9 protein-coding genes are annotated in these 7528 nt (G+C 61.8%); 6 read left to right on the forward strand and 3 right to left on the reverse strand.

All coding sequences use genetic code 11. The features are described 5' to 3' along the window. Window positions 1-26 precede the first annotated feature (26 nt). The gene (locus tag ODQ19_RS25245) at window positions 27-1235 is read left to right on the forward strand and encodes an ammonium transporter (protein WP_330211523.1); all 1209 of its coding nucleotides are present in this window, start codon (window positions 27-29) and stop codon (window positions 1233-1235) included. Here the strand turns inward: ODQ19_RS25245 and ODQ19_RS25250 are convergent. Next, window positions 1222-2958, reverse strand: coding sequence for a cation:proton antiporter (locus tag ODQ19_RS25250; RefSeq protein ID WP_330211524.1), 1737 nt, complete (start codon window positions 2956-2958; stop codon window positions 1222-1224). The genes ODQ19_RS25245 and ODQ19_RS25250 overlap by 14 nt on opposite strands. A gap of 164 nt (window positions 2959-3122) precedes the next feature. On the opposite strand from ODQ19_RS25250, the gene ODQ19_RS25255 reads away from it, so the two are divergent. From ODQ19_RS25255 to ODQ19_RS25265, 3 genes are all read left to right on the forward strand, one after another. Continuing rightward, window positions 3123-3359 (forward strand): glutaredoxin family protein, encoded by a 237-nt coding sequence (locus tag ODQ19_RS25255; protein WP_116665494.1) that lies wholly within the window; start codon window positions 3123-3125, stop codon window positions 3357-3359. 74 nt (window positions 3360-3433) lie between these two features. Beyond that, window positions 3434-3769 carry a hypothetical protein gene (locus ODQ19_RS25260; protein ID WP_003189932.1) on the forward strand — a complete coding sequence of 112 codons (336 nt, stop codon included), beginning with the start codon at window positions 3434-3436 and terminating at the stop codon, window positions 3767-3769. Window positions 3770-3837: 68 nt separating this feature from the next. Beyond that, window positions 3838-4728, forward strand: coding sequence for a pseudouridine synthase (locus tag ODQ19_RS25265; RefSeq protein ID WP_330211525.1), 891 nt, complete (start codon window positions 3838-3840; stop codon window positions 4726-4728). A gap of 55 nt (window positions 4729-4783) precedes the next feature. Here ODQ19_RS25265 and ODQ19_RS25270 read toward each other — a convergent pair whose 3' ends face one another. Beyond that, on the reverse strand, window positions 4784-5005 hold the full coding sequence (locus tag ODQ19_RS25270; RefSeq protein ID WP_003189935.1) for a YgdI/YgdR family lipoprotein: 222 nt from the start codon (window positions 5003-5005) through the stop codon (window positions 4784-4786). 79 nt (window positions 5006-5084) lie between these two features. Further along, window positions 5085-5687 carry a molybdenum cofactor guanylyltransferase MobA gene (gene mobA / locus ODQ19_RS25275; protein WP_330211526.1) on the reverse strand — a complete coding sequence of 201 codons (603 nt, stop codon included), beginning with the start codon at window positions 5685-5687 and terminating at the stop codon, window positions 5085-5087. 76 nt (window positions 5688-5763) lie between these two features. Here mobA and moaB point away from each other — a divergent pair, with 76 nt between their 5' ends. Together moaB and ODQ19_RS25285 are read left to right on the forward strand one after the other, a co-directional pair. Continuing rightward, window positions 5764-6303 (forward strand): molybdenum cofactor biosynthesis protein B, encoded by a 540-nt coding sequence (moaB, locus tag ODQ19_RS25280; RefSeq protein WP_014717696.1) that lies wholly within the window; start codon window positions 5764-5766, stop codon window positions 6301-6303. Further along, entirely contained in the window at window positions 6287-7513 is a 1227-nt protein-coding gene (locus ODQ19_RS25285; protein ID WP_330211527.1) for a molybdopterin molybdotransferase MoeA, read from the forward strand. Before moaB ends, ODQ19_RS25285 begins: the two co-directional genes overlap by 17 nt. The last annotated feature ends 15 nt before the right edge of the window (window positions 7514-7528 follow it).

The following is a 7528-nucleotide window of genomic DNA, read 5'->3' on the forward strand; positions in this document are numbered from 1 at the left end:
GCCTTGATGCAGGCCTGCCAACCTCCATGGAAAACTTGCAAAGTGCGGTGGACACCCTCGTCCACAGTTCCAACACCCTGTTCATCCTGATTGGCGCGGTCATGGTGCTGGCCATGCACGCCGGTTTTGCCTTCCTTGAAGTCGGGACGGTGCGCCAGAAGAACCAGGTCAACGCCTTGTCGAAAATCCTCAGTGATTTTGCGATTTCAACGCTGGCCTATTTCTTTATAGGCTATTGGATCTCCTACGGTGTGAGCTTCCTGCAACCGGCCGCCGTGATCAGCGCCGATCATGGCTACGCCCTGGTGAAGTTTTTCTTCCTGCTGACGTTTGCCGCGGCGATTCCGGCGATCATTTCCGGCGGGATTGCCGAGCGTGCGAAGTTTGCGCCGCAGCTGTGTGCCACCGCGCTGATCGTGGCGTTTATCTACCCGTTCTTCGAAGGCCTGGTGTGGAACGGCAACCTTGGCCTGCAAGCCTGGCTGCTCGCAACCTTTGGCGCCAGCTTCCACGACTTTGCAGGTTCCGTGGTGGTGCACGCCATGGGCGGCTGGCTGGCGCTGGCGGCGGTGTTACTGCTGGGCCCGCGCAATGGGCGGTATCGCGAAGGGCGCCTGGTGGCGTTTGCGCCATCGAGCATTCCTTTCCTGGCGCTGGGCTCGTGGATTCTGATCGTGGGCTGGTTCGGCTTTAACGTGATGAGCGCGCAAACCCTCAATGGCGTCAGTGGCCTGGTGGCTGTCAATTCGCTGATGGCCATGGTCGGTGGCACCGTGGCCGCCCTAGTGATTGGCCGCAACGATCCCGGTTTCCTGCACAACGGTCCCCTGGCCGGGTTGGTGGCAATCTGCGCCGGTTCCGACCTGATGCACCCGGTGGGCGCGCTGGTCACGGGCGTGGTGGCTGGCGGCCTGTTCGTGTGGTGCTTTATCGCTGCCCAGTCGCGCTGGAAGATCGATGACGTGCTGGGCGTGTGGCCATTGCATGGCTTGTGCGGTGTGTGGGGCGGCATTGCTTGCGGCATCTTCGGGCAGGCCGCCCTGGGTGGGCTGGGCGGCGTGAGCCTGATCAGCCAGTTGATCGGTACCGGGTTGGGGGTGGCCGTGGCGTTTGGCGGCGGCTTGCTGGTGTACGGCGTGATCAAGCGCGTGCAAGGGCTGCGCTTGAGCCAAGAACAGGAGTATTACGGCGCGGACCTGTCGATCCACAAGATCGGCGCGGTCAGTCAGGACTGATCGGCGCGTCTTCGTCAGTATGTGGCGGTGGGTAGAAACCGTGTAGCAGGCGATAGTGGTTGCGCCGTACTTCGTTCACTCGCGCCTGCACCTGTTGGTCCGGCAGGCCCAGCAGGATCAGGGCGTGGGAGGCGAGCATCAGGCTCGACTCCAACAACTCAGGCACCACTTCGCTGGCGCCCGCGCCCTTGAGTTCGGCCAACTGGCTGTCATCGCGAGTGCGCACCAGGATCGGCACGTCTGGGTTGATCTGCCGCGCCTCCTTGAGCACCACCAGCGCGACATCGCTGTTGTCCACCGCGATCACCACCAACCGCGACCGTTCCAGGCCGACGGCGCTGAGCAACGCGCCACGGCGACAGTCGCCGTAATGCACGCTGCTGTCCTCGGTGGCGGCTTCCTGCACCCGTTCGGGGTCATCATCCAGGGCGATAAATGCCTGTTGTTCGCGGCGCATAAAGCGCCCGATGGACTGGCCTACCCGACCATAGCCGCAAATCACCACGTGCCCATGCAGTTGGGCGTTGAGCGCAGTGATGTGTTCCAGTTGCACTTGCTGGTTGGGCTTGCGGTGCAGGCGCAGGGCAATGGCCGGTGCCGCCCGCAACAGCAGCGGTGTCAACAGCATCGAGCAGAAGGTGGCAGCCAGGAGTAGGCCGTTGAACTCATCGGGAATCAACCGGCTCTGCTGCATCTGCGCCATCAGTGCAAAACAGAATTCACCGCCCTGGGCCAGTGCCAGGCCGCTGCGCCAGGCCGTTTCGGTGTCGCTGTTACGCCACTTGACCAGCGCCGCGACGACCATGCCTTTGACCAGCATCAACGTGAGCGTCAGGCCGAGGATCAACAGGCTGTGGCTGACGAACAACTGCAGATCGATGAGCATGCCGATGCTGACAAAAAACAGCCCTAGCAGAATGTCGCGAAACGGGCGGATATCCGCTTCGATCTGGTGTCGGTAATGACTTTCCCCCAGCAACATGCCGGCCAGGAATGCACCGAGGGCAGGGGACAGGCCCAGCAGGTGGGTGAGCCAGGCGGTGAGCAAAACAATCACCAGCGCCAGCAGCACAAACAACTCCGCCGAGTGAGACGCGGCGACTTCACGGAACAGGCGCGGCAGCAACCAGCGGCTGGCGAACAACAGGCCCACGAACAGCACCACGGTCTTGCCCAAGGTCAGCGGCAGCGCCCAGTACCAGGCTTGGTCACTGCTGCCGGCAAATACCGGCACCAATGTCAGCAGCAACACCGCCACGACGTCCTGGAACAGCAACACGCCTATCGCGTTCTGGCCATGGCTGCTGAAAATTTCACCGAGGCTGGTGAGTTCCTTGCTGACAATGGCCGTGGACGACAGCGCCAGCCCTGCGCCCAGCAATAATGCGATGCCAGGCGCGAGGCCAAAGCTCATCAACAAAACGCCCAGCAGTGCCCCGCACCCCAGCACCTGCAGGCTGCCCAGGCCAAATACCACGCTGCGCAGCGCCAACATTTTCGACAGGGAAAACTCAAGCCCCAGGGAAAACAGCAGGAATACCACGCCCATCTCGGCCAGGTCCGGCAGGTCTTCGTTGTCATTGACCCAGTCCAGCGCGGTGGGGCCCACTGCCAGGCCTACGCACAGGTAGCCCAGCACGGGCGGCAGCTGCAGCCGGCGAAACAGCGCAATCACCACCAGGGATGAGGCCAGAATAATCAGCAGGTTGGCGAACACAGGCATCTCCGTTGCAGGGCGAGCGGCAAAAAAGCCGCGAGAATCGCTGAATCAGTTATAGGCCATGGTGATCTGGATCAGGCTTTTTGCACCGTAGGAGCAAGCTCGCTCCTACAAGGGGCTTGTTGGGCTTAGAATGGAGATTCGTTTTGTGACCGAGTCCTTTCATCATGCTTCCTGAATGCCAGCTGTTCGGCACCCTGGGTTGCCATCTGTGTGAGATCGCCGAAGCCGAAGTCATGCCGCTCGTCGAACACGGGCTGTTGGTGGAGCTGGTGGATATCACCGATCCCGAGGACCTGACAGATGTCTACGGCCTGCGGATTCCGGTGCTTCGCCGCACGGACACCGGGGCGGAACTGGACTGGCCTTTCGATACCGCGCAGGTGGTTACCTTCCTAAGCTGATATTTATGCGATGGCGGCTTTCCAAATATTAAGTTACTGTATATTCGTACAGCGATTGAATAGAGGGAACGCCCGTGGTGAATGTTGAACAACTTAAAAGCAGCGTCAATCGCATGTCCGCCGATGTGGTGCGCGACGCGGTGAACGAGCTGCGCCTCGATGGCCTGGTCACGGAAGGCAAGACACCGTTTAACAAAGTGCATTTCAACACCTGCTTCGCGGAAATCGAGGCGCTGTTCCAGCGCGCCGGTTATCACAAACAGCTGGATGTGGTGGGTTATCAGGGCTTGCTCTACGCGCTGTATGACCCAGGCCGTTGGGAAGCGGTGGACGTACTACGCTGGCTCAAGGAATTCACCGAGGCGGCAAGCGCCTCGCCGGTGCTGCGCGCTCAACTGGCCAAGGCCTGAGATAGGCCCTAGGCAATCGCGCGCCATGGGCGATAATGCCCGCTTGTTTCCAGGCTTTGAGCGTCGGCATGTCCACTTGCGTTTTTTCCCCCTCCCAGCACCAAGCCAGCACCCTGTACTTGCCGCCGGGCTCCTGGGTGACGGTGCTCGATTGCCTGTGCGCACACTTCCCGGCCATTGGCCGTGAACAGTGGCTGGACCGCATTGCCCGCGGCCGGGTGCTGGATGTCAATGGCAGCCCGATCAGCCTGGGCCTGGGCTACAAGGAAGGCTTGTGCATTTATTACTTTCGCGAAGTGCCCAACGAGAAAGTGATCCCTGTGCAGGAAAACATCCTGTACGCCGATGAGCACCTGGTGGTAGCTGACAAACCGCATTTCCTGCCAGTGACACCCGCTGGCGAGTACGTCGAGCACACCTTGTTGCGGCGCTTGATCCGGCGCCTGGACAATCCCGCCCTGGTGCCTCTGCACCGCATCGACCGGCATACGGCGGGGTTGGTGCTGTTCTCGGCCAACCCGCACAGCCGTTCGGCCTATCAGCAATTGTTTCCCACGCGACGTATCGACAAATTCTACGAAGCCATCGCACCGGCCTTGCCGCACCTCAGCTTCCCGTTGGTTCACAAAAGCCGTTTGGTGGATGGCGAGCCTTTCTTTCGCATGCAGGAAGGGCCGGGTGCCAGCAATACCGAAACGGCGGTAGAGGTGCGCGAGAAAAACGCTGATCTATGGCGCTACGGCCTGTTCCCGGTGACCGGTAAGAAGCACCAGCTGCGCGTGCATATGACGGCGCTGGGGGCAAGCATCTGTAATGACCCGTTTTACCCCGAAGTGATCAAGGACGCCGAGGACGATTACGCCAAGCCACTTAAGCTGCTGGCCCAGGGCGTGCGCTTTATCGACCCGGTGAGCGGTGAACAACGCAGCTTCCGCAGCCAGATCACCCTGGACTGGTAAACCCCAGGAACAACAAGGCCCGCGCGAGGCGGGCCTTGTGTGCAAGCGCTGAGGCTTACAGGTCTTTAACGGTGCGAACCTGATCTTTGTTGATACGGGTGTGCTTGCCGTCCAGTTGTTCGAATTCGTAGAAGCCCGAATCTTCATCGTACTTCGGGGTGTCGACGGCCTGGATTTCGCGACCGTCATTCAGGGTGATCACTGTTGGCGAAGCGCAACCGGCGAGGGTGGCGAGGCCCAGTGCAAGCATGAGAGCGGCGATGGTCCGTTGAGTCATGAGTTTGTCTCCGAGAGAATACTTTTAAATTGCTGACCTTGTGACGTACGGGACGCCGGCAAAGTTCCTTGTGCAGGGTTCATTCTGACATGCCAGCCCTGGGGTGCAACAGCTCGGGCGTATTAAGATTGGCCAGGCGCGGGTCATCGGCCGGGCATTCCAAGGCCACCGCGCCCAGTTGCAGCCAGAGCTTGCGCGGGCTGCGCTCACCCGCTTGCCATGCCTGTTCCACTTGGTTTTTCAGGCTCGTGGGAATGATGCACAGCAAGGGTTCCCAGCATTCACCCTGGCGTACCATCACCGGCGCCTGCGGGTTGCGTCGTGCGGTCGCACGCAGGTCGGCGAGCAGTCGCGCATCGATCTGCGGCACATCGCAAGGCAAGATCAGCAGATGCTCATGGCGTGCGACGAAGAGTCCCGCACGGATACCGGCCAGCGGGCCGGGGAAGTCCGGGTTGTCATCGCTCACCTGTTGGTCTGCATAGGGTGCGTAGCGTTCATGGTTGCGGTTGCACGAGATGATCAAGTCATCGGTGAGCGGCCGGGCCAACTGGTGCAGGTGAGCGATCAAGGGCTGGCCGTGCCATTCAAGCAGCCCTTTGTCCTGGCCGCCCATGCGTTGGCCGCGACCACCGGCGAGCAACAGGATCGAACACGGCAGGGAGGAAAATTCAAAAGTCATGGCGGTTGCGCTGCGGCAGGTAAACAGGGGCCTGTGATATAACATCGGGCTGTTCCTTCGACAACCGGACCGTGCCATGAAAGCCAAGGCCGATGCGCCCTTTGTACCCCTCAATATTGCTGTATTGACCGTCAGCGACACCCGCACCCTGGAGACTGACACTTCCGGCCAGGTCTTCGTCGACCGCCTCACCGCCGCCGGCCACCGCCTGGCCGAGCGCGTGCTGCTCAAGGACGACCTCTACAAGATTCGCGCCCAGGTGGCCCACTGGATCGCCGAAGACGTGGTGCAGGTGGTGCTGATTACCGGCGGCACCGGCTTCACCGGCCGCGACAGTACCCCTGAAGCGGTGAGCTGCCTGCTCGACAAGCAGGTCGATGGTTTTGGTGAGCTGTTCCGCCAGATCTCCGTAGCCGATATCGGCACCTCCACCGTGCAATCGCGCGCCTTGGCGGGGTTGGCCAACGGCACCCTGGTGTGCTGCCTGCCGGGCTCCACCAATGCCGTGCGCACTGGTTGGGACGGCATCCTCGCCGAGCAACTGGATAACCGTCACCGCCCATGCAACTTCGTCCCGCACCTCAAGCAGGCCGAACCTTGTGAATCCCGTGGATAAGCCCGGTAAAACCGGCGCCCTGATGCCGGTGGAAGCAGCCTTGCAGCGTTTACTGGACATGGCCGCCGCTGCGCCGATCCGCGAGCAGCAAATGCTGCCCCTGGCTGAATGTGATGGCCGGGTATTGGCCCAGGACCTGATCTCCACACTCGACCTGCCGCCGTGGCCCAACAGTGCCATGGACGGCTACGCTGTGCGCCTGGCGGACTGGACCGGCGAACCCTTGGTGGTGAGCCAGCGTATTTTCGCCGGCACTGCACCTGAACCCTTGGCGGCGGGCACCTGTGCGCGCATCTTTACCGGCGCGCCGGTGCCCCAGGGCGCTGACTGCGTGCAGATGCAGGAAAACGCCGTGGTACATGCCGACCAGCGCGTGAGTTTCACCGAGCCATTGCAGATGGGCGACAACATCCGTCCCCAGGGCCAGGAGACTACCGTCGGCGAGACTGTACTCAATGTCGGAACACGCCTGGGCCCCATCGAGCTGGGTTTGGCCGCGTCTCTTGGACGTGATCGTCTCGAGGTGGTGCGGCGCGTGCGCGTGGCCGTGCTGTCGACCGGTGATGAACTGATCGAGCCGGGGTTGCCGTTGGGCCCTGGGCAAATCTACAACAGCAACCGCCGCGTGCTGTGCAGTTGGCTGGTGCGCATGGGCTGTGAAGTGATCGATGCCGGGATTCTGCCGGATGACCTGGAACAGACCCGCACGCGCCTGGCGGGCCTGGGCAGCGTTGACCTGATCCTCTCGACCGGCGGTGTGTCGGTGGGTGAAGCGGACTTCCTCGGCATCGCCCTGCGGGAAGAGGGGGAGCTGGCGCTGTGGAAGCTGGCGATCAAACCGGGCAAGCCGCTGACCTTCGGGCATTTTCGTGGCGTGCCGGTGATCGGCCTGCCGGGCAACCCGGCCTCGACCCTGGTGACCTTTGCACTGTTGGCGCGCCCGTATCTGCTGCGTCGCCAAGGCGTGGTGGAGGTGCAGCCGCTGCGCTTTGAAGTGCCGGCAGGGTTCGTCTGGACAAAGGCTGGCAACCGCCGCGAGTACCTGCGCGGGCGGATCGAACAGGGCAAGGCGATCATCTACCGCAACCAAAGCTCAGGGGTGCTGCGCAGTGCGGCTTGGGCCGAGGGTTTTGTGGAGGTGATGGAAGGCACCACGCTGGCCATCGGTGACCGGGTCAACTTCATTCCTTTGAGTGAAGTTCTGAACTGAGCGCGCGCTAAAAAA

It is taken from the genome of Pseudomonas sp. AM4(2022), from assembly GCF_036346515.1.
Lineage (GTDB): Bacteria > Pseudomonadota > Gammaproteobacteria > Pseudomonadales > Pseudomonadaceae > Aquipseudomonas > Aquipseudomonas paracarnis.

What these genes read in the sequence shown, in the direction of transcription:
- ODQ19_RS25245 (WP_330211523.1), top strand. Translation starts at nt 27, where the DNA reads ATGGAAAACTTGCAAAGTGCGGTGGACACCCTCGTCCACAGTTCCAAC.
- ODQ19_RS25250 (WP_330211524.1), bottom strand. Translation starts at nt 2,958, where the DNA reads ATGCCTGTGTTCGCCAACCTGCTGATTATTCTGGCCTCATCCCTGGTG.
- ODQ19_RS25255 (WP_116665494.1), top strand. Translation starts at nt 3,123, where the DNA reads ATGCTTCCTGAATGCCAGCTGTTCGGCACCCTGGGTTGCCATCTGTGT.
- ODQ19_RS25265 (WP_330211525.1), top strand. Translation starts at nt 3,838, where the DNA reads ATGTCCACTTGCGTTTTTTCCCCCTCCCAGCACCAAGCCAGCACCCTG.
- ODQ19_RS25270 (WP_003189935.1), bottom strand. Translation starts at nt 5,005, where the DNA reads ATGACTCAACGGACCATCGCCGCTCTCATGCTTGCACTGGGCCTCGCC.
- mobA (WP_330211526.1), bottom strand. Translation starts at nt 5,687, where the DNA reads ATGACTTTTGAATTTTCCTCCCTGCCGTGTTCGATCCTGTTGCTCGCC.
- moaB (WP_014717696.1), top strand. Translation starts at nt 5,764, where the DNA reads ATGAAAGCCAAGGCCGATGCGCCCTTTGTACCCCTCAATATTGCTGTA.